Below are 21,393 nucleotides of genomic sequence, written 5' to 3'. Positions count from 1 at the left end.
TCGCTTTTTAGTTTAGACAAACTGGCTATTATAGAGACTAGCATATTTGCCATCTAGAGCCATGAGCTCATCATGGTTGCCGACCTCCTTGATATCACCTTTTTCCATGTAGAGAATGACGTGAGCATCCTTAATGGTCGACAAACGGTGGGCGATGACAAAGCTGGTGCGCCCTTCCATGAGTTTGGCCATGGCTTTTTGAATGAGCTGCTCAGTATAGGTATCAACGTTAGATGTCGCCTCGTCCAAAATCAGCATTTTAGGATTGGCAGCAATGGCACGGGCAATTGTCAAAAGCTGACGCTCACCTTGAGAGATGTTCTCTCCGTTATTTTCCAAAACCATATCGTAACTGCCTGGCTGGGTTTTGATAAAGCTGTGTGCTGATGCCATTTTGGCAGCAGAGATAGCTTGGTCATGGGAGATATTCTCTCGACCATACTGGAGATTTTCCATGATAGAGCCTTCAAAGAGCCAAGTATCTTGGAGCACCATGCCAAACTGGCTACGGAGCTGTTCACGACTCATCTGACGTGTGTCTACACCGTCCACTAAAATTTGACCGTCATTGATTTCATAGAAACGCATGAGGAGGTTGATGAGGGTGGTTTTACCTGCCCCAGTAGGTCCCACAATGGCTACTTTTTGACCAGGTTCAACGGTAACATTAACATCTTGCATCAGCAGATTATCAGGTGTGTAGCCAAACTTGACATGCTTGAATTCGACACGTCCTGCTTGTTTGGACAGGTCTTGGCTTGTGGCTTGGTCAGCTACTTCTTCAGTCTCGTCAAGCAGTTCAAAGATACGCTGACTACCTGCCATGGCTGAGCTATAAGCCCCGACCATACCAGCGATAGAGCTAAATGGCTCATTGAACTGCTGGGTGTATTGAAGCATGGCTTGGACATTACCAACTGTCATGGTGCCTTGTAGTGCCATAAAACTTCCCCAGACGGCACTGATGACATAGCCTGCATTATTGACAATCTTAATCAGTGGCATGACATAGCTGGCATAAGTTTCTGCCTTTTCTGCGGTGCTCTGCAATTCTTTATTAAGACTATCGAATTTTGCCTTGGCACGGTCTTGGTAGTTAAAAGCCTGCACGACATTATGACCGTTATAAATTTCTTCAATGTAGCCATTGACCTGCCCAATCAAGTTCTGCTGCTTTTCATACATCTTTTGTCCAAAGCTAGCTGAACTCGCTGCTGTCAGGAGGGAGATAGGAACCATGATGACAGCAACCAAGGTTAACCAACCATTGATAGAGAGCATGATGGAGAAAATGCCCACAATGGTCACAGTCTGAACAATAATTTCCTGCAAGTTCTGGCTGAGGAAGTTATTGAGGATGTCAATATCATTGGTGATGACACTGAGGATTTCACCATTACCACGGGTATCATAATAATTAATAGGTAGACGGTGAATTTTACTACTAACCTCATTTCTCAAACGCTCGACTGACTTAGCGATAACTTTGGCTAAGGTGAAGGAAGCCAAGAAAACCAGACTTTGCCCAACTAGATAGAGACCTGCAACAATAACACTCAATTGGAAAATAGCTTTCCAATCAAAAGAGCCTTGACTAATGCCATTGTAGAGCTGAGTCGTGATTTGCCCCGTGTAGCTTGGCGCTAGGACGGTAAGTCCAGTACCAGCAGCAACAAGGAAAAGTGCTGTGAAGAAACCAAGACGATTGGGTTTGATATAGGTGTATAAACGTTTAAGCATTGTCAAGTTCATAGGCAACCGCCTCCTCTCCCAGTTGTAAAATAGCTAGTTCACGATAGATGTCGTTGTTTTTCAGTAATTCTTTATGGGTGCCTTTACCTGCAATTTTTCCTTCACTAATGAGGATAATTTGCTCAGCGTCCATGATAGAACTGATACGTTGCGCCACCATAATCATGGTGGCTTGGTCAAGGTTGGCACGCAGATTGGTACGAACTTGTTTATCCGTCTTCATATCAAGTGCTGACAGACTATCATCAAGGAGATAAACCTGCGGACGTTTCATCATGGCACGGGCAATGGCCATACGCTGGCGTTGTCCACCTGATAGATTGGTCCCACCTTGGGCAATTTCTGATTGATAATTCCCTGGCTTATCTGCGATAAATTCTGAGGCTGAGGCAATGTCTGCTGCACGTTTCCAGTCCGCCTCTGTTCCGTCTTCCTGACCAAAGTTGAGGTTACTTGCGATATCACCTGAGAAGAGGACGTTTTTCTGAGGGACATAGCCGATAATGTCTCGAAGTTCCTGTAATTTATAATCTTTGACATTACGACCGTTGACCTTGATTTCACCAAAAGTGATGTCGTAAAGACGTGGAATAAGCTTAAGGACTGAAGATTTTCCTGACCCAGTAGCACCGATAATGGCGGTCACTTGACCAGGTTTTGAGGTGAAACTGATGTCTTTTAGGACTGGTTCTGCTGCGTCAGCATAGGAGAAGGTCACATCCTTAAAGGTCACTGTTCCCTGAGCTTCCGTCATAGCTTGCTCATCATCACCGTCAGTAATTTTGACCTCGATCCCCAAAACCTCACCGATACGTGACATACTGGCAAAAGCCGTCGGGAAGAAACTGATGATAAAGGCTGCTATGACGATGGCACCAAGGATGAGAGCAACATACTGACTATTAGCGACAAGGGCACTAACCGTGATTTTCCCCTTAGCCACAGCCTCAGCGCCGACAGCCATGACACCAATCGTAGTCAGACCAAAAATCACTTGGATAAAAGGCATCATCCCACCCATGAGACGGTTGTTTTTAAGAGAAATATCAGCATATTGGCTATTGGTTTGACCAAAACGGGCTTTCTCTGTTTCCTGTTTATTAAAGGCACGGATAACACGGACACCTTGTAATATTTCTAGGAAAATACGGTTAATCTTGTCCAAGGTCAAACGCAGGGCTTTGGAATAGCGAGTAGCTAAAACCAAAACCACAGTCATCGCAATCAAGAGGATAGGCAGAGTGAAAACAAGTACACTACTGGTCTCACCACCAGTAACAGCAACTAGGACTACACCTGCTGCCATCATAAGTGGCGCCAGCATACCAATCTGCAAGCCTGCCGATAAGAATGACTGAAGATTGGTCACATCTGAAGTGGTCCGCGTAATGAGACTGGCTGTCCCAAACTTATCCAACTCCTGTCCAGAAAATGACTGAACCTTGTCAAAGAGTGCCTTGCGCACATCACGAGCAAAGAGTGTCGCAATCCGTGAGGAAATCTTTGCGACTAGCATATTGCCCACAAAGGCCATGAGCACGACCAGTACCATTCCCCCTGCTAAGAGCCAAATACTGTTGGTTGCTTGGTTGACAACGCCCTGCTCAATCATCTCAGCCATAAGGGTAGGTAGGGCTGTCTCACCAGCGATAGCAATAATGAGAAAAGTAAATAGCCAAACAAAGTATTTTTTCTTGAATTTAACCCTTGAAAATATTTGGTTCATTTTTCGTCCTTTCTAGCTTTTAAGCGTTTTTTCCAACGACGGTTTAAAGCTCTAGTCATGAATGTGAGGGTTGCACTTAGAAAACTCTTTTGCCCCCACTTCATCAACCCCTGATAACGCTCTGTTTCGACATAGGCTCTTAGATAAAAAAGTAAGGTATAGAGCCACATGCGTTCTCTGTCATCTTCGGTAATAACTAGGAGTTCTTGACTCACTTGGTTATAGCCCTGAATAAAGTGGGGCTCCTTTTCAACATTATCATATAGAAAGAGAGCTGAGACAAAGGAAGCCATGGGGCCACCGAAAAAGCTGCGTTCAAAATCAATCAAGCCTTAAATCTGCCAATCTGAGCCTTTTTCCAGAAAGACATTACCTGCCCAGAGGTCAAAATTGACCAGTCGAGGTGTCTTGACCTCATCAAGAAGGTCTTTTCTAAGCGCAATCTGATGACGGATTTCTGCAATAGGAAGCGTACTTCCTCTTGCCTCCACCTCTTTCAACAAGGTTTCAATTTTATGCTGAAAGGCCTGTGACCAAGTGTCAAACCGCTCATCTGTCTCATCATTGATGGTTCCAAACCAGCTACCTTTGGTCTTGTGCATCTCAGCCGTTTGCCGTCCTAGTTCATACATGAGCTGGGGCGTCTTCTTAGGGCTAATCTCATACCAGGTCTTTCCTGATATTTTTTCCATGAAGAAAAAATCGTGGGGGATAATGCTATGACTAAAATCATGGGCATAAATTCTAGGTACTTGTATATTCTGATTTTCTAGTAGTTGATAGGTATAAATTTCTGTCTTGAGATTATCCGCCTCATGCTTGGGTACTTCAACATCACGATGAGGTCCGGTCTTTAGCATGATACTGGCATCAGGCAAACCACTACCTTCTAGCAAGTAAACCGTATTAAAGGTCCCACCAACAATCCGTTCAATCTTGCTCAATATGGCTTGGGGAAAGTGAGACTTGACTAGACACCTGATGGTCTGGTCTGAAAAATTATTTTTAGTGGCTGTCTTCATGGGCAACTCCTCTCCTTTCTTTATGGCTGGCTACTGTCTCTTGAACAATACGACTGTAGGTCATCATGTCTCGGATAAAATGAGCTGGCAATTCAGCCTTTACTCGCTTCAACACCTCTCTCTCCACCTCTGACATCAAGGAGAGGACTTCATCGGTGTAAGTTTGACCAGCCTCTGTCAGACTAATCTGCAATTCTCGTTTACGACCTGAAATGGCTATCAGTTCCAAGTAGCCTTGACCTTCTAATTTCTTCACCAAGCTGTTAACAGTTGTCTTGGGCAGACCCCAAGTCTCATGAATTTCTTTCTGGGTGTGAAAACCCTTATCACTCAAACCAGCCAGTAACCAGAAAAGATTTTCAGGCACATCAGATAACTTGGCAATCTTAAAATAAGTTTCGACTATAGCAACTAAGGCATTGATTAATTGGTAGCTTTCTTCTTTAAATGTCATATTGGATACCTCTTTTTCAAAATTCGATTTCGGACATTAAAAGCATTATAGTACGATTTAGGATTTTAGTCAAGAGAAAAGATTTACAGCGATCCAAATTATTTATCAGACATCAGTACAATCGAGTAGAAGATAGTTTCTAACCTCTCTCACCACCGTACGTGCTGTTAGGTATACGGTGGTTCAATTAAACTTTGGCATGTAAAAATTTCCTCCACATCTATCTTTTTCGATTTCGTTCTGTTTGTGTCGTCCTATATTTGTAAATAGCCTCTTTCATCATACGTTAGGCGAGTACTGCTGTTTCAGACCATGTGTTAGGGCAGACAAAACTGCATGGATAGATACTAACTTAATTATTCAGCCCTTAGCTACACTTCCATTACAGAAACGTCATCACTACTATGTCTTCGACTGACTTCTAATGGTCCATTGTTACTACGCTAGTTAACACCCATGAGTCCCCACAGGATAATCCGCACGCAAAAAAAGGGGTGCAAATCTATTCCCAGAGACACTTTTCTGTAAATAGATTTTGCACCCCCACTGCGTATGTGGGATTAGATTTCTAAGATAATCACTAGCAGTGCTACTAGCTCACTTCAGACTATCAAACTGATACTTCTCCCCAAAAAGCAAGAAAGGTTTGATTTCAAGTCTTTTGTAAACCCTGAAACGGTTGGGTTTATCCCTCTTTCACCAGCAGTCCTACAACCTCCACATGATGTGTCTTTGGAAAACAAAGAATTAATCTCATCTAAAAAAATAACGGTATTGTGTCAAATGGTTGAGGTATTTCTTCTACTTCTTCTTTCGTTTCTAACACAACTTCACCCGATTTCACTCCAATTACTTTAGTCGTTTTAATAACTGTATCAGTAATTAGTATCTTTGCATCAATAAATCCCTTATATATCAAGTTTTTCTATTAGTCGTAATATGTACTCAAATCCTTTAAAATTCAATTTCAATTTTATCTCTAGAAATTCGATGTTTATTTATATCAAATTGTTTTAAATAAATTTCCAGTTTTCTAACTGATTTTTCATATAGATCAATTTGCTGAATTAGTTGTTTATTTAATTTTGCAACCTCATATTCTATATTCTTTAAAGTTACATTCTCGGGAATATTTAGTTTTGATAATTCATATCTTACTAACTTCCTACTACTCTTATCTATACTTTTATGATTAATAAACACTTCCGCCATCTTGTTTAAGGTGGCGATTTTTTCATTTATTTGAGTCAGTTTGATGTCTATCTCTGCTATTTCTGCGACCAGTTCGTCTTTGATGACCTGGTATTTTTTGTCTGTCTCTGTTAACTCAATCAAGAGGTTAATCTCAGAAATCTTTTCTTGAAGTCTTTCAACAGTCGGTCGTCTGTATGGTATTGCTCGACTATCGTTGGTTAGCTGTCTAATCAAGGTTCGTCCTTTTATATACTGATTCTTATCCGAATGTTCTTTGTTATAGATAAAGTATGAGGTTGTCTCACGGATATAGACTTTATATTTTGTCTGATTCTCTTCTTCAAGAATATCTAATTGATAGTTAGGAATGAAAATAAAACCGCTCTGCTTTACACCAAAAGACACCTTGATATAAACGCCCTCATCAACTAACTTCTCTATTTGGTGTCCTGCAAGTTCCACTTCAAATTCGTGAACGGCATCTCGCTTCTTCTTAAATTCCTCAAAGGCTTCCTCAATTTCTTCAGTGGCTACCTTCTCCTTATCACGTTCTTCTTGAAAAGCATGGTACTGCTCCTGTAAATTCTCTAAGCCTTCTGAATCACCGACTTCCTTATTTTTAAAATAATCTTGAAAAAAATTGACATCATATAATTTCTTATCACTTATTTTTTTATGACTCAGACTGAATTGCTTTCCATTTTCTTCAAGTATAAAGATTACATTTTTTTGTTTTAAGTCAATGGTTAGATTCAATTCTTTTGCTTTTGTTAGTAACTCTTCTAAAGAATTGACACGGTTCAACAAAAATTCTAAACGACTTTCAATCTCTTGCTTGGCAAAATGTGTACGAAAAAATTCTTCATCATATAAATCTCGTTTGCTGAGTTGGCGTCCTCGAATTGGTTTTGTCATTGCTCTATCCGTCATCATGAATCGACTATGCTTCTGACTAAAATCAATATGAACATGTAACTGCACCGCTTTTTCTAAAAAATCATCAAAGGACTTTGAGTGCTGCATCAAAAAATAAAGGCGTTGCTTCAATTCAAATTTATGACTAGACTGCCTATATTTTTGATAGTCACGGTAGGAGAAACGTTTTTCAATAATTTTCGCTCCAGCCACTTTAGAAATACGATCTGAAATCATACGAAGGTTTCGTTCCAAGGCATAATTCCATATCAACTTTTTATCTGAATTACGGTCAATGGCGTTGATTAGGATGTGATTATGAACATGATCATTGTCTGTATGAGTTGCCACGATGAAACGAAAACGGCCCCCTGTTAATTCCATCATGGTCTCATAACCAATGCGGTTAATTTCTTCAGGTGTCAGATTATCTTCAGGAGAAAATGATTGAATGAGGTGATGGGCATGGATATTTTGTTGATGTTTTTCTTGTCGGTCATTTCTGGATTCGTACAACTTGTCGTTATTGGTAAAGTTGACATTGTACATTTCTACCATTTCTTCATAGCTAGGGAAGTCTAAATAATTGCTCATGCCAAAATCAGATACCAATTTCAAATTGTCCGTTTTATCAGGATTGAGAATATACTTAATTAAACGCCTACGATATTTTTTTCCGTGTGTCGCAAAGTGTTTAGTGACTACCATAGAGCTCCTTCAATCTTTTCACTTCCACTTGAAATTCTTTCTCTACGCCAGTAATTAACTCACTAACTCCCTTACTCAATTCTTGTAACTGTTCCTGAGAAATCAAATGGCTTTGATTGATTGCACGCGCAATTTGATTAATGTTATTTCCAATCCGTCTCAATTCAAATACTAACTGGTCATAGGTATCCGTGTTAATGGTGACAAATGACATATTGGGATTCAACAACACTTTTCTGGCATAGACTGAAAAATTTTGACAGTGACTCTTGTCGATTCGCTCATTCAATTGATGTAACTCTGAATCTGTTAGAAATACTTTTTTGAGATTGGTACGATAACGATAAACCATAGTAGCCTCCTATCTCATGTATTTTTCACGAAATCCACGACTGAGCGGCTGTACTTGATTGACTTCCGCAATCAATTCTTGAACGCATGTCAGTAAGATTGAAACGTGTTCTTGAGTCACTTGGTGATTTTCTCTTGCGACAACTAGAACTTCATGCACATCTCGACTAATTTGTTCAAACTTTTGAGATTGCCAAAGGGAAAACCAACTTTCAAAAATTCTATCCTGATAATTCTTTTTCAACAAATTTTGACGAAGAAATTCTGAGAAACTATCCAGTTTTTGTTCCCTCATCATTTCTTTTATCTGTTTTTCTTCTTGTCTCGTGATCCTAAATTGCTTACGGATTAACTTAATTTCTTGTCCCATCCTACTATCCTTTCAACATTATACTTGTCTGACAGTGTCAGGCTGCCTCACATTGTCAGTACGCTTCCTAAAGACCTCACTCTCTTCTTGTTCGGTCTTTGCGAGCTCAGGCATTGTGGTCACAATACCCAAAAAATCATATCGCCAGCCGACCAAAACCTTTCTGTTTTGACAGCCAACGATAAGATAACTTGGTGGCTTCGCCCCCCAAACCCCCAGTAGAAAATCAAAGTTTGATTTTCTTAGGATTGATATAAGGATAACAAGGATAATTTGGAAAAGTTATCACATTACAAAAAGAATGGTAAAAACTCGATTGTTAAAATTTCTCTAACAAAATTGAATAATATAAAATGACTTAGAAGCAACATTTCTTAACAACGTAACTCTAAGCCATTTCCTAATTCCTCCGTTATGTCTATTCAGAAAGTACAGTCTCGTATATAGACATCTTATGTTTAAATGATTCTTTTCCTCCCTCTAGCTGATTGATGATGTGATTCTTTATAAATCTTTCGCTTACGTATCCTCTCGCTTCAATCCAAGCATGTGTTCCATCTGACTCCATAATTACTACTTGATCTGTCATAGAATTTGTCACAATTGTAGCATTATGCGTTGCTAAAATAATTTGCCTTTGAATTTTAGCTTTTCTAAATTGTTGAACTAGGTGACTGTATATATAACGGTTATCTAAGTTATCCTCAGGCTGATCAATAATTAATGGTCTGAAATCTTTAGAATAATCACTATATGCTAATATAAAATCAAGCATCGCTACTACTTTTTGCCCTAAACTTAGTACACTGACTTCTTTGTAAAGAATATTAAGTTGTTTTGAGCTTTCCTTTGAATTAATGTTAAACTCTAAAAATAATTTTTCATTTGCTACATGTTCGTGTAAAACTCTTTTTAACTCAGATAATAAACGATTATTCTTAATCAAAGAATACATACTTGATTTTAAATATTTGATATTGCTATCATTAATTTCTTTAAAATTTTCCCATTGATTAGTTCTTTGCAAGAAATTATCGTTTGATATCGTTTTTAAAAGATTAAAATATTTTTGACCAAGGCTTTCTTTTATTATACATTCAACAAAATTCTTTATTCCTAATTCTTTATAAGCAAGATAGAAAATATCAACTACATCTTGTTTACTTATTCTAAAATTATTGATGTTATCCTTAAATCTTAGAGTCACTATTGTATAATTTAGACAAAGGACAAAAACATGCAAAAACGCTACTCAAAAGAATTTAAAGAAACCCTTATCGCCTTCTATCATTCTGGTCAATCCGTCACCCAGCTGTCTAAAGAATACGACGTGGCCCCTGCAACAATTTATAAATGGATAGACCTCTACTCTACATCTAATGAAAGCTCCGTCTCTAAAGCTGATTTTCTAGAATTAAAAAGACAACTGGCTAAAGTTAAGGAAGAACGAGACATCTTAAAAAAAGTATTGACCATATTCGCCGAGAAAAAGAAGTGAGTGCTGCGGATATGGCTCAAACCATACAAACTTTAGCACTCAATGTCAGACTAAGCTGTCAACTCCTTGATGTTCCTGAATCAAGTTATTATGAACGGATTAACCGACATCCATCTAAAACTCAATTAAGGAGACAATACCTGTCACTCAAAATTTCTCAACTCTTCAATGCTAACCGAGGAATCTATGGTGCTCCTAAAATTCATCATCTTCTACTTAAACAAGGGGAAAAAGTCGGGTTAAAACTGGTACAGAAGCTAATGAAGCAACTTCAACTCAAGTCTGCAGTCATTAAGAAATTTAAGCCTGGATACTCACTAAGTGATCACATCAATCGAAAAAATCTCATACAGACTGAACCTACAAAGAAAAATAAGGTTTGGTCAACCGACATTACTTATATTCCTACTCAACAAGGATGGGCTTATCTCTCAACCATTATGGATCGTTATACTAAAAAAGTCATTGCTTGGGATTTGGGCAAGCGAATGACTGTAGAATTAGTGCAAAGAACTTTAAATAAGGCCATTAAATCACAAGACTATCCAGAAGCTGTTATTCTTCATTCTGACCAAGGAACCCAGTATACGAGTCTAGAGTATGAAGAGTTGCTTAAGTATTATGGGATGACTCACTCTTTCAGTCGAAGGGGATACCCTTATCATAATGCCAGTCTTGAATCTTGGCATGGACATTTAAAAAGAGAGTGGGTGTATCAATTTAAATATAAGAACTTTGAAGAAGCCTATCAGAGTATTTTCTGGTACATCGAAGCCTTTTATAATTCAAAACGAATCCATCAAAGTTTAGGGTATCTTACACCTAATCAATTTGAAAAGGTAAGTGCTTAAAATAAATAGATTAAAATTCTACGTTAGTTACTCTAAAAACTTGACTTAACGTCATAGAAAACCTAAATGATAGTAAATTGACAAAAAAATATGTGTATCAGCGAACAACAAGCATCAGACAAAAAGATTAGGCCTTCATCACAATGCCTAATCTTTTTTACTCATTTTTAGGTTTCTTTGCCTGCCTAAATTGCTCTATCCGCTTTTCAAGTTGCTCAGTCTTCAATTTATTCTTAGCTTCAGTTATGGTCTCATCTAATATAGGCTCCTTTAGCAATATTTCAGGAGACTTTTTTTCATCTTCGATAGTTTGACGTGTAGCGTCAAAAACGACATCTAATAATTGGTTGACCTTATGTAAGTCAGCTTCAGACATTCCTGATAAGCGATGAATGAGTTGTTTAAAACTATCTTGGTTGTGTCTTTGTTTTTTGAATAACCTCATCTTATCTCCTTATAAAAAGCAGCCCTTGTAAGGACTGCCTCACTTACAAGTCATCAATAGCTGCTGAAATGGCTTGTAATTTCTTATTTTGCTTATTTTTGTCATCAATCAACTGGTGCAACTCTTCGATTTTCTTCTGACTTTGAAGAATGTCTTCATTATTCTGAGCCATCACATCAGCTAGATGTTGCTTGTAGTCGTTTGTAATGTTAGAGGAGGACACCACTTTTGGTGTGGATTGCTCTTGAGTTTTTGGTTGTGAAACGGATTTCTCCTTAGCTTTTTGTTGTTCCATTTCAAAGGCTGCCACATAATCAACGTCTTCAGCGCCCTCTTGGTTTTCTTTATGAAATAGTGCCGCAATCTTCGCACGTTCTTCTGTGGAAGATGTCTGTGTGTTATCATCTAGTGGTTGGTCAAAGGTCCAATCTTTTGTCATATGTTATTCCTCATTTCAATTATCTGATGGTATTGGTTTTTGTTCATCTTGGCCAAAGGCTTGCGTCAATGCTTCATCAAATGTCCAAGGACTGTTTTGTTGGCGTTTGATAAAGGCTTGATACATCGCTGTTTGTAATTGACTGCGATAAGTTTCTAGTTTTTCCGTTTCTTTCGCAACTTTTTCCTCTTGCCTAGCCACTCTTTCAGCTAGGCGTTCAATCACACTCATAGGGTGTCCTCCTTATCACTTTCTAGATTAAACTAAGAAACTTGATTTTGTTATCACAACTCTAAAGCGGTATTTTTTCTAGGCGGAGGATTGCTTCGGATAACTTGTAACTTGGCCGATTGTATCACATCTTTTAGAGAATAATTATTTTGATATTTTACAATATCATTCCAATCTGCTTTAGTTTCCAGTTCCTGTAATGGTGGACAGTCTGTTTCAGTGGGAAGTCCTTTCTCAGATAATTTCTGACAAAAATCTCTCCCTGCTTCATCATTGTCAACAGCCAAGGTTAATAAGCCTGGGTGCGTCTGAAAGAAGGTAGTCGTCTCTTGTATAGCATGAAGGTAATGCGTTAATCGACTTGGTTTGACAGTATCTAAAAACTCAAGTTTGCCTTGTTCCTCAGCTGCTAATCGTAAAGTCTGATACGCAATCACAGAGAGTTTTAAGCCTTCCATAGAAACTAAACGCACATCTGATAACTGCTTCTGATGGAGTTGATAATAACTCATCATATCAATCACCGATTCACAAAAGATAAGGCGTTTCGGTTTTCCAATATCAAAGCTCATCCCTATATAGCCATGAGAGTCTTTCATGATTTTCTTGAGGTAACCTCGATCATGTCTCTGATTATCTTTGACAAGCCCTTGAAGACTTGCTCCCTCTAGTTGGCCAAGATGATTGTAACTCTTAAAGACAAGAACTGATTCCTGAAAGGTCTTTGTCTGGTAATGAGCCTGTGCTAATAGACCTTGTCTGCCAAAAGCATTGATAGTGTCATCACTTAAACCACGAATGTCATTCAGATATATCCGTGCTTGGTCAAATGGTTCTTCTCTTAGATAATAACGAAAGGGTTGGTAAGTCTCTTCGACGATTTTAGCTTGTTCAAAGTCTCCAGTTTCAAGGTAAGACAGGGCTTTTTTAAAAGACACTCCCGTCATTAACTGAACAAAATCAATCACATCTCCCTGTACGTCACGTGAAAACCATTTAAAGGTATTGGTGTCCGCAAAAATCCTAAAGGAATCGTGTTCTGGATGTTCATAGACTTGCCCTGATAGTCGTTTAAAAGAATAACCTAGACTTTCTGCCACCTCTAAAATCGCCTTTTGTTTCACTTTTTCAATTCTTGTCATGCCATCTCCTTATCAAAAAAAGCAGAAGATATACTCCTGCTAGTTGGTCTCACTTGTAGTAGTGCCTTGAATCTTTGGAATGCTTGAATTTACTCCATCAGAAGACTCTTTCAAGTCCCCTAGCTTCCCATTCCAAATGGTTACCTGATTGACAAGGAGTTTATCTGACAATTTGGCATAAGATAGTTTAAGAGAGGTCGTTTCTGTCTGTGTACTTTTCTGAGCCTTATCACTGACATCAGACACATAGATAACTTGATAAGACACTTCCGCAAGGGCTTCATTTGCTTCTGAATTGACATAGATATTGGCAGACTCAAAGCGATAATCCAACATATAGTCTTTATAGACTTGGTTGATAGAATCTTCTTGACGAGCTACTTCTTCCTTAAAGGCAGAATCTGTCATATAGGGCTTGATACGGTTGTTGTTCTCGCCCAGCTTTTCCTTGGTGTAGTATTGCGTGAGAAATTCTTTAACCAACTCATCAGAGAGAACACTCGCCTTTTCCTTTTCTTTCACTTTTGTCAATAATTTATGAGCTTCAGATTGGATTTGTTTCTGCGTGTGACTGGTCACAGACTGAGAACCAATGGTATAACCCATCATCACCATAAAGCTGGTGACTGCTAGACCACCAAAACCAATCAAAAATCTAGCCTTCATTTTATTTAACATCACTAGTGCCATCTCCTTTTTCCATAAGATAGCACTATGATAACAAGATGAACTTGAAAAAGTTATCACAATAAAGAAAAGGACTACCAAACTTAGGTAATCCCATTACGTCATGCCATCCGACTTCTAACAACTTTTCTAACAAGTCCAAAGACAAGTAAAAGATTAAAAATAATATAGAAAGTGGTAAAGCTCAAAATACCATTGGTGGCTAAATCTTCCAAATAGAGGTATCGTTCTGTAAAAAAGAGGTAAATCCCATAGACTTCTGTGAAAGCTAAAAATCCGATTAATCCAATGATAAATAAGCTTCCAAGCATCTTCGCAATCTGGTAAAGGACAAGTAAAATTAGTCCTGTTGCTGCGATAATGAAAAGACTTTGAATAATTTGTTCAATCATATCTGTACATCTTTCTACGCTAATTGCTTACGATAATAATCTGCCTGTCCCTTGTCCAGATTATCAAGTTGTTCAACCAGGTCTAGATACTCTCCTTTAGTCACTTCATCTAAGTCTGGAAAGTCATTCTCACGAGTCGTGATAATCACCTCTAATTGACCAATGATTTCTCGCTTTGAAAAGCTGTAATCAAGGGTTTCATCTTCATATTGTTCCTTTAAGGCTTGATAGTTAGCTCTATCTTCGGAGCTTGTAAAACCTTGTGCTAACCATTCTTCTAATTGGTAACGTATATCTTCTACTGTCTGGGTCATAATCAATTCTCCTTTGATGATTTCTTAATGTCATTTTACCGCGTTCATTATTTTTTGTCAGCCTTTTTCTTAAAAATCAAGCGAAAGTTGTTGGTCCTGTTGTGGTTGGATCGTTTCATTGAACTTAGCTAGGGCTGCATCAATTTCCTCAACCTCTGCTTCTTGTTCAACCAAGGGGGCAAGAAGGTCATACTTAGCTTTAAACAGCTGATAATCCTCTTCTTTAGGAAAGACCTTTTCCACTTCAACCCTTGCGACAGATAGCTTATCTTTCAAATTGTTAGCCATTTCTTCTGTCTTTTCTTGGTCTTCTAAGATATGGTCAATGGCATTGGTAATGCGTTGAATCGTTCCCACGTCTGATTTCAAGTCTAAAGAGACAGAATACTGGTTGCTGCCTGAAATGGTTAAAGACACCATATCTGGCAAGGGCTCACTAAGACTTCTGGTTGCCATTTTAAGCTCAAACCCTCTAAAGGTCGCAAGCGTTCTTACTTCTTTGGTTTCCGAACGGTTGTAGGTAATGAGTTTTCGTAGATAGTCTCCAGCTTCTGCACGGTTATCCATCATTTGATTGTCAAACCGCATGATAAAATCTTGTGACTTAGTTGCCAAAGATTGGGCAATATCACGGTCATATTGGCTAAGGCGTTTCTCTAAGACAGGGAGGTTCTGCTCACAGTAAGAAATGGTATGGCGATACTCATCTTTGGAGCGATTAAAGGCACGCTTTTGATTGTCCAATACCGTCAACTCATTCTCTAGTTCCATTTTTAGTTTGAGATAAGGATTACCTGTCGCTAAAGCCTTAAAGTCTGAAGCAGTCATGGTTTGTTCATCAATGTCTTCTGCCGATCGTACTGGGTCTTTAGAGGTCATGATTTGCGTGATGTATTTGAGTTTATTCTCCTGTGTTTGCCAGAGGTAGTTATCGAAGCTCCCTTTCGTAATGTAATGGTAAATATCTACCTCTTGGTGCATATTGCCTTGACGAATTAACCTGCCATTACGTTGGACAATATCACTTGGTCTCCAGGGAACGTCCAAATGGTGGACTGCTTTCATACGTGACTGGACGTTTAGACCTGTTCCACCTTTTTCCGTAGAAGCCATGAGAATCCGTACTTCTCCACTATTGACCTTGCGTGACAGAGAGTTCTTTTTCTCATCCGTATTAGCGTCATGGACAAAGGCTATTTCTTCTTTGGGAATCCCTCGATCAACAAGTAGATCTTTAAGTTCATTGTAAACATCAAAGCCCACTTCCTTACTTTTAGGTGTTCCAATATCAGAGAAAATCATCTGGGTAGCTTTCAAATTTTCTCCCTCACGGTAAATACGTTCCACATTATCCACCACTTGCATAATCTTCTGATTGTCCGATAGGGTATAGGCTGAGTCAATGAGGCGCATGTCAATGGCTAATTTTCTAGCTTCCCCAGTGATTTTTAACATGTTATCATCACTAGGGTCAACACTGCCTGACTTGATAGCGTCTGAACGGTCAACCAACTCTTCAAGGTAGTATTTCTGAGCTTCTGTGAGTTCACTCTCTACCGCAATGACTTTAGCTTCAGGAACAGGTAAATCAAGCATATCTGAGGTCTGAATATCAGCTGTTTCCTTATAAATCCGCATGAGTTCAGGCAGGTTCACAAATTTCTTAAAGCGTTTCTTGGGTTGGTATTTATCCCCTGTCGGTGCTAGTTCCATAGAATTTTCGATATTCCCAAAAGCCCCTACCCATGAATCAAAATTAGATACCTGGTATCGTTCTAAGACATCTGGTTGGATATAACTCATCATGGTATAGAGTTCACTAATAGAGTTAGAGACTGGTGTTCCTGTCGCAAAGACCACATTACGATAGTCATGTTCTCCTTGAACCTGTCTCACTTTCATCTCCATATCTACGTTCTTCTTAGAAGTCGTGTTGGTAATTCCTGCGACATTACCAAGTCCTGTAATGGGTCTGATATTCTTAAAATGGTGAGCCTCGTCCACAAAGAGAAAGTCAATCCCAAGATTTTCAAATTCAATAAAGGTATCACGTTCCAGTTTTTGGAGTTCTTCTAATTGGTGTTCCAAACCTTTGATGGAACGCTCTGCTTCTTTAACGGTATAATCACTATCACTGCCTTGCTTGATGTCACGAAGTTGTTGTAACTTATCTTGAATATAGGTCACTTGCTTTTCCTGACTCATGGGAATTTTCTCAAACTGGGAATCCCCAATGACAATGGCATCGTAGTCCCCTGTGATGATCCGTGACACAAACTGTTTACGTTTGGCTTTCGCAAAATCTTTCTTGGTCGTCACGTAGACATTCTTGGTTGGGAAGAACTTCATGATTTCTTGTCCAAACTGAGCGGTCAGACTTGATGGCACCACATAAAGAGGTTTATGAACCATTCCCAGTTCTTTCAGTTTGAAACCTGCTCCAAGCATGGTTAAGGTCTTACCTGAACCGACTTCATGAGCTAGAAGCGCTCGTTTTTCTTCCACAATCCGTTGAATAGCATTCTTCTGATGAGGTCGTAAGGAAATATTCTGGGCAAGCCCATCAATGGTTAAATGGCTACCATCATAGACTTTGGAGACCGTACGATTATAGAGACTATTATAAGTCTCTTCAATCATCTGTTGCACCTCAGGGTAACTTGCCACAAAGTCTTGGAAGAGTTCTTGAAGCTCAGTTTCCTTAGCACGAAGAACCGTTGTCTTCTCAACGTCTGTCACATGCTTTTTCTTATCCCCATCTTCCACTTGTTTGGTAATGGTTGGTTGATTGGAATTAAGCAGGTTTTCAAAGATTTTTCGGCCACTATCATAGCGTGAACCAGACACACCTAGACTTCTATCCGTTGCGGTAGAATACCTAAAGGCAAACTTGGATTGGTAGGACATCGTCCCATCAATCGGACTGACTTCAAGGACAGTTGCTACTTCTTGGTCTGTGAGATCAAAGGTTTGTCCCATAAAGGTTTCTTGGGCAAATTTCCCATAAACGGCTAGAGGAATCCAACGTGAGCCAATCCGATAATCAATATCAGCTAAGGTCACACGTGGTGGTTTCACGTCTTCTAAGAGACCTTGATAATAGACCCAAGGAAAATCAGAGTTGTCTGCTTTAATGAGTAAGTCCACAACCTCTAACTTAGTCACCACATCTCCTGATAAGAAGTCCTGCCGAGACACATAGACCACTTCCCTATCGTTTAGATAGCGTTCTGGGTCTGGAATAATAGCGTCTCCTAATTCCTCAATCAAAGTCGCTTTAGAATCCGTCTGATAAATAGACATCATGTAATCCAAATCTACACCACGACCATCTGCTAGACTAGAATTGAGAGCGTCAAGGGCAGAAGAAACTGCCGTCACTTCCTTTTCAGGACGAACCAAGGCTTTTTCAAAGGCAAGCGACTTGGTATAACTAACAGTCTTACCACTTGAGTCAAGACTTTCATCTTCCAAACTCGCAAGGAGCGAATACTTATCATCACTATCAAAGAGGTTACGGTTCACAGCACTATTGACATAGCCAAAGCGTTTCACAAAACTATCATAGGTCCGATTGAGATGTCCTAACAAGTGATTAAACTCATCTCTGTCGTAATCATAGTAGCGTTGAATGGCAATCACCTCTTGGTAAGCATTACGAATATCGACCATCCCTTTAATCCGTGCAACTTCTTTCTCAGACAAAGGTGCTTCATAGAAAACCGTCTTTTTGAAATAGCCCTTAAATTGCCCACGTTTAGCGGCTTCTTCTGTCACATACACATCAAGAGCGGTGCTATCGGTCACTTCTAAAGCATTAAAACGGTCAATCTGTTTTTGAGAATGCTTGGTATCCCAATCCTTAAAGTTACCCTCTTCGTCCACATAGTAGCTAATCTCCTCAGTTTTTGTCCCTACACGAATGCCCTTATGATCACGGTAGTAAACCGTAGAATCTTTATAGCCAAAGCTATACTGGTCTAAGCTTTCTCTGATGTCAGAAGGAATCGAGGTATCAATGACTTGTCTTCTCATCACATCAGGAGTGATAAGAATGTCAGAAGGGTCAACACTTCTAGGCGCTTTAACCTGTTTAATAGCTGTCTGTACAGCTTCTATTAGGTTATCAGAAGTGCCTTTCACAGAAAGTGTCCCACCGTTAAAGTTTCTAACCTCATAGGTCCCAAGAACCTGACTGTTGTAATCCCCGTCAAAATATGGATTGAGCCAAATACGGTCATCCTTGTCATAGCGAATAGAACCTGAAAAAGCTAAATCATCTGCCACATATCCCTTATCCATATGTTTTTGGAAGAACAACATATCTGTTGTGACATTGGTACCTGCAATGGCCTTAAAGGCGCTATCTGGTAAACGCACACCACCTAGAAAATCAGTCGTCTCACGAATATCCTGGAGAATGTTTTCTGTCCGTTTATCCATGGTTCCTGTGGAGGAAATAATGGCTACTTGCCCACCGTCATGCACCAAGTCAAGAGATTTTTTAACAAAGTAATCATGAATCATATAGGGCTTGTCATAGCGACTATCCACAATCCTGATATTAGCAAACGGCACATTTGAGAGAATCAAATCAAAGCTATTGTCATTAAAGGCAATGGTCTCAAAGCCCTTTACTTCAATGTGACTATTCGGATGAAGGTATTTGGCAATAACCCCTGTAATCGTGTCTAGCTCTACACCATACAACTCACTATTTTCTCTCAGATGTTTAGGCATTGCCGCAAAGAAATTTCCCGTTCCCATAGACGGGTCTAGGATTTTACCACCAGTAAAGCCATCACGTTCTAACTTCTCCCACATCTGACGAATCAAGTGAGGGTCTGTGTAGTAAGCGGTCAGAGAGGACTGTTTCATGTCTGTATACTCTTTATCGGTGACTAACGTTTTTAATGCCTCACGTTCCTTAGAAAATTTGGGATTATACTCGTCAAAGAACTCGTTAGCTAAGCCTCCCCAGCCCACGTATTTGGCAAGCAGTTCTTGTTCACTTGGTGTGGCTTGACGGTATTCAGATTCAAGCCTTTTCACCAAACGAATAGCAGCCACATTCATTTCAACCTTATCCCTTGTTGTCTTAGGGTAGAAGTCTGTCAGATCTTCTGGGAAGTGAAAATCTGTGACTGGGAGCGTCTCAGTGACTTCTGGTTCCAACTCATCTTCTGACAATGCTTCTTCTTGTTTAGCCTCTTTCTTATTTGATGATAGAGATGTTGTCACTTGAGAAACCGGCTCTTGAGATTCTTCCATATCCATAAAAGAAAAGAGGTCTAATTCTAGGCTAGGTTCTTCCACTTCCTCTTTTTCTTCGACTGAAGGAACATGAAGAGCTTGAGTGATGTCTTCTAATGTCCGTAAGAAAAGAACTGGATTTTGTTCAATCATATCTGTGAAATCATTTTGTAATTCAATCCGAATCAGGTTATTAACGCCTGAGTCCTCAATGGCCATTACCTGAAACTCTTGCCCCTTATAAGTCACAATCGAAGCAATCGGATAGCGTTTAAGGGCTTCCTCTACGATAGGATTTTGAGGGAGTGACTGAGTCATGATTTCAGGTTTTGTTTGTGAGATGTGTTCTCGCCATTCCCTAAAGGATAGGTCAGGTTGGGACAGTTTGTCCCTTTCAAAGGTTCTAGCTTCTTCAAGAGTAAGGTCTTCATGCAAGAAGGCGTAGGCAATGGGTCTTGCTTCTTCTAAGTCTAGCTGACTGGTCAAGAAAAATTCTGCCTTGTCATGCGTTAATCCCATCTGAAGCAATTCTGTCACAAGGGCTAATTGAGTGACGGTTGCCTTAGGATAGCCCCCTAATATGGCTAGGTCGGCATTAATCAAATGAAAACGCCCTGCAGCATCTATCAGTATCCCACGTTGCTGCTCATCAACGTCAGCTAAGTCTATCCCTAAACGAGTCAGTTTTTCGGTATTTTCAGCCAAAATGGTTTGACCCATTTCAGCTAAGATTACTTCTTCTTGAGGTGTTAGAGGACGTTGTAAGTCATAGGCTGTCCCATCTGCTTCTAAATAGGTTAATAGCTCATTGTCCTCATAGATTGGCGTCATTTCCATTTCATGGTCAAACTCCCCACGTCTCAGGTTTGGTAGCTTTGGACGGCTATTTCGCACTTGGTCAAAGTGACTTAATATCTCAAATTTTTGAGACAAGTTTAGATGTTCATAAGCTGGTAAATGTTCTGTTTGCCCTGTTCGTAAATCTAGTTGTGATAACTCTTCCTCATCAAGACTTGCGATTATGACAAGTCCTTCTTCACGAAAGGTGATGTCCTGAGAAGGTTCTGGAACTACTTTTTCTTCAACTACCTCTTCTCTTTCCTTTACCGTTTCCTGGGTGCTTATTAGTTCAGGTTCATAAGTGAGAAGAAACTGTTCAATATCACGGCTAATACGGTCAGACAAATTATTGGCCACTCGATAGACATTGACCAAATTAGCAGCTTTGCCTTTATCCAAAAGAGAAGCTACCGAAATGGACTGATAGGCGCCTTCTTGATCTAAGAGATGAAAGCGAGTGGCTAGGTTAAAGAGGGCTACCTCAATCACCAAGGCTTTCTCATCACTGTTTAACTGAGGTAACTTCTTTAAGCCAGCCTGACCAAAGGTCTGTGTGTAGCTGCTTAGGTCTGTTGCCTCGTCAAAGGGGCTCGCCTCTACAAAAGCAGAAACTTCTGTTTCAAAGCGAACCACTTGAACAGGTGAGGTGACTACTCCTCTTTGGGTTGTAAAATTTTGGATAAGGCTATCCCAATCCTCATCAAAATGGACTGCTTGATAGCGTAAAAAGGATTCCAAAAGAATCTGGTCACGTGGCAATCTTGCCCGCAACATTTCAAGTAATTGTTCTTGAGTCATATGTTCCTCCA

The 21,393-nt window shown here is 39.6% G+C and carries 18 protein-coding genes; 1 reads left to right on the top strand and 17 read right to left on the bottom strand.

The window, feature by feature from the left end:
- Positions 1-12: 12 nt before the first annotated feature.
- The 9 genes from QM874_RS00280 to QM874_RS00240 all read right to left on the bottom strand — a co-directional run bounded on the left by QM874_RS00280 (position 13) and on the right by QM874_RS00240 (position 9,699).
- Positions 13-1,752 carry an ABC transporter ATP-binding protein gene (locus QM874_RS00280; RefSeq protein WP_002921285.1) on the bottom strand — a complete coding sequence of 580 codons (1,740 nt, stop codon included), beginning with the start codon at positions 1,750-1,752 and terminating at the stop codon, positions 13-15.
- Positions 1,733-3,478 (bottom strand): ABC transporter ATP-binding protein, encoded by a 1,746-nt coding sequence (locus tag QM874_RS00275; protein WP_161512492.1) that lies wholly within the window; start codon positions 3,476-3,478, stop codon positions 1,733-1,735. Before QM874_RS00275 ends, QM874_RS00280 begins: the two co-directional genes overlap by 20 nt.
- Complete coding sequence (locus tag QM874_RS00270) at positions 3,475-3,807, bottom strand: hypothetical protein (protein ID WP_414315777.1); 333 nt, start codon at positions 3,805-3,807, stop codon at positions 3,475-3,477. Before QM874_RS00270 ends, QM874_RS00275 begins: the two co-directional genes overlap by 4 nt.
- Before the next feature lie 3 nt (positions 3,808-3,810).
- Complete coding sequence (locus QM874_RS00265; RefSeq protein ID WP_229422212.1) at positions 3,811-4,500, bottom strand: phosphotransferase family protein; 690 nt, start codon at positions 4,498-4,500, stop codon at positions 3,811-3,813.
- Positions 4,484-4,954: a MarR family winged helix-turn-helix transcriptional regulator gene (locus QM874_RS00260; protein ID WP_315687712.1), complete on the bottom strand. Its 471-nt coding sequence runs from the start codon at positions 4,952-4,954 to the stop codon at positions 4,484-4,486. The genes QM874_RS00265 and QM874_RS00260 overlap by 17 nt, the downstream gene beginning before the upstream one ends.
- Positions 4,955-5,908: 954 nt before the next feature.
- A complete protein-coding gene (locus QM874_RS00255) occupies positions 5,909-7,771 on the bottom strand; it encodes an SAG1250 family conjugative relaxase (RefSeq protein WP_000261800.1) in 1,863 nt (620 codons plus the stop codon).
- On the bottom strand, positions 7,758-8,123 hold the full coding sequence (gene mobC / locus QM874_RS00250; protein ID WP_000263053.1) for a plasmid mobilization relaxosome protein MobC: 366 nt from the start codon (positions 8,121-8,123) through the stop codon (positions 7,758-7,760). Before mobC ends, QM874_RS00255 begins: the two co-directional genes overlap by 14 nt.
- Before the next feature lie 9 nt (positions 8,124-8,132).
- Positions 8,133-8,492: an SAG1252 family conjugative relaxosome accessory protein gene (locus QM874_RS00245; RefSeq protein WP_000529539.1), complete on the bottom strand. Its 360-nt coding sequence runs from the start codon at positions 8,490-8,492 to the stop codon at positions 8,133-8,135.
- 418 nt (positions 8,493-8,910) lie between these two features.
- Positions 8,911-9,699 (bottom strand): AAA family ATPase, encoded by a 789-nt coding sequence (locus QM874_RS00240; RefSeq protein WP_002921310.1) that lies wholly within the window; start codon positions 9,697-9,699, stop codon positions 8,911-8,913.
- A gap of 30 nt (positions 9,700-9,729) precedes the next feature.
- Here QM874_RS00240 and QM874_RS00235 point away from each other — a divergent pair.
- Positions 9,730-10,841 (top strand): IS3-like element IS981 family transposase gene (locus QM874_RS00235; RefSeq protein WP_106083840.1). Its coding sequence is split into 2 segments (ribosomal slippage): positions 9,730-9,946 and positions 9,946-10,841, totalling 1,113 coding nucleotides; the frame shifts between segments, so codons are not numbered across the junction.
- A 157-nt stretch (positions 10,842-10,998) separates the two neighbouring features.
- On the opposite strand, the gene QM874_RS00230 is transcribed toward QM874_RS00235, so the two are convergent.
- The 8 genes from QM874_RS00230 to QM874_RS00195 all read right to left on the bottom strand — a co-directional run bounded on the left by QM874_RS00230 (position 10,999) and on the right by QM874_RS00195 (position 21,382).
- Positions 10,999-11,286 carry a hypothetical protein gene (locus QM874_RS00230; RefSeq protein WP_001235982.1) on the bottom strand — a complete coding sequence of 96 codons (288 nt, stop codon included), beginning with the start codon at positions 11,284-11,286 and terminating at the stop codon, positions 10,999-11,001.
- Between the two features lie 43 nt (positions 11,287-11,329).
- Positions 11,330-11,725, bottom strand: coding sequence for a DUF5945 family protein (locus tag QM874_RS00225; RefSeq protein WP_000159227.1), 396 nt, complete (start codon positions 11,723-11,725; stop codon positions 11,330-11,332).
- Positions 11,726-11,740: 15 nt separating this feature from the next.
- Entirely contained in the window at positions 11,741-11,956 is a 216-nt protein-coding gene (locus QM874_RS00220; RefSeq protein ID WP_000110927.1) for a DUF5965 family protein, read from the bottom strand.
- A gap of 53 nt (positions 11,957-12,009) precedes the next feature.
- On the bottom strand, positions 12,010-13,098 hold the full coding sequence (locus QM874_RS00215) for a toprim domain-containing protein (RefSeq protein WP_000196745.1): 1,089 nt from the start codon (positions 13,096-13,098) through the stop codon (positions 12,010-12,012).
- Positions 13,099-13,137: 39 nt separating this feature from the next.
- Positions 13,138-13,776, bottom strand: a complete 639-nt coding sequence (locus QM874_RS00210; RefSeq protein WP_000932867.1) for a hypothetical protein — start codon at positions 13,774-13,776, stop codon at positions 13,138-13,140.
- A gap of 110 nt (positions 13,777-13,886) precedes the next feature.
- Complete coding sequence (locus QM874_RS00205; protein WP_000572502.1) at positions 13,887-14,177, bottom strand: DUF5966 family protein; 291 nt, start codon at positions 14,175-14,177, stop codon at positions 13,887-13,889.
- 14 nt (positions 14,178-14,191) lie between these two features.
- Entirely contained in the window at positions 14,192-14,491 is a 300-nt protein-coding gene (locus QM874_RS00200; RefSeq protein WP_000195243.1) for a DUF5962 family protein, read from the bottom strand.
- 69 nt (positions 14,492-14,560) lie between these two features.
- Positions 14,561-21,382, bottom strand: a complete 6,822-nt coding sequence (locus QM874_RS00195; protein ID WP_002921323.1) for a DEAD/DEAH box helicase family protein — start codon at positions 21,380-21,382, stop codon at positions 14,561-14,563.
- Positions 21,383-21,393: the final 11 nt, after the last annotated feature.

Origin of the sequence: Streptococcus infantis, assembly GCF_047463615.1 — a bacterium.
GTDB classification, from domain to species: Bacteria; Bacillota; Bacilli; order Lactobacillales; family Streptococcaceae; genus Streptococcus; species Streptococcus infantis_X.
The sequence above is the reverse complement of the archived record's forward strand: the minus strand, read 5'-3'. Positions and strand labels throughout refer to the sequence as shown.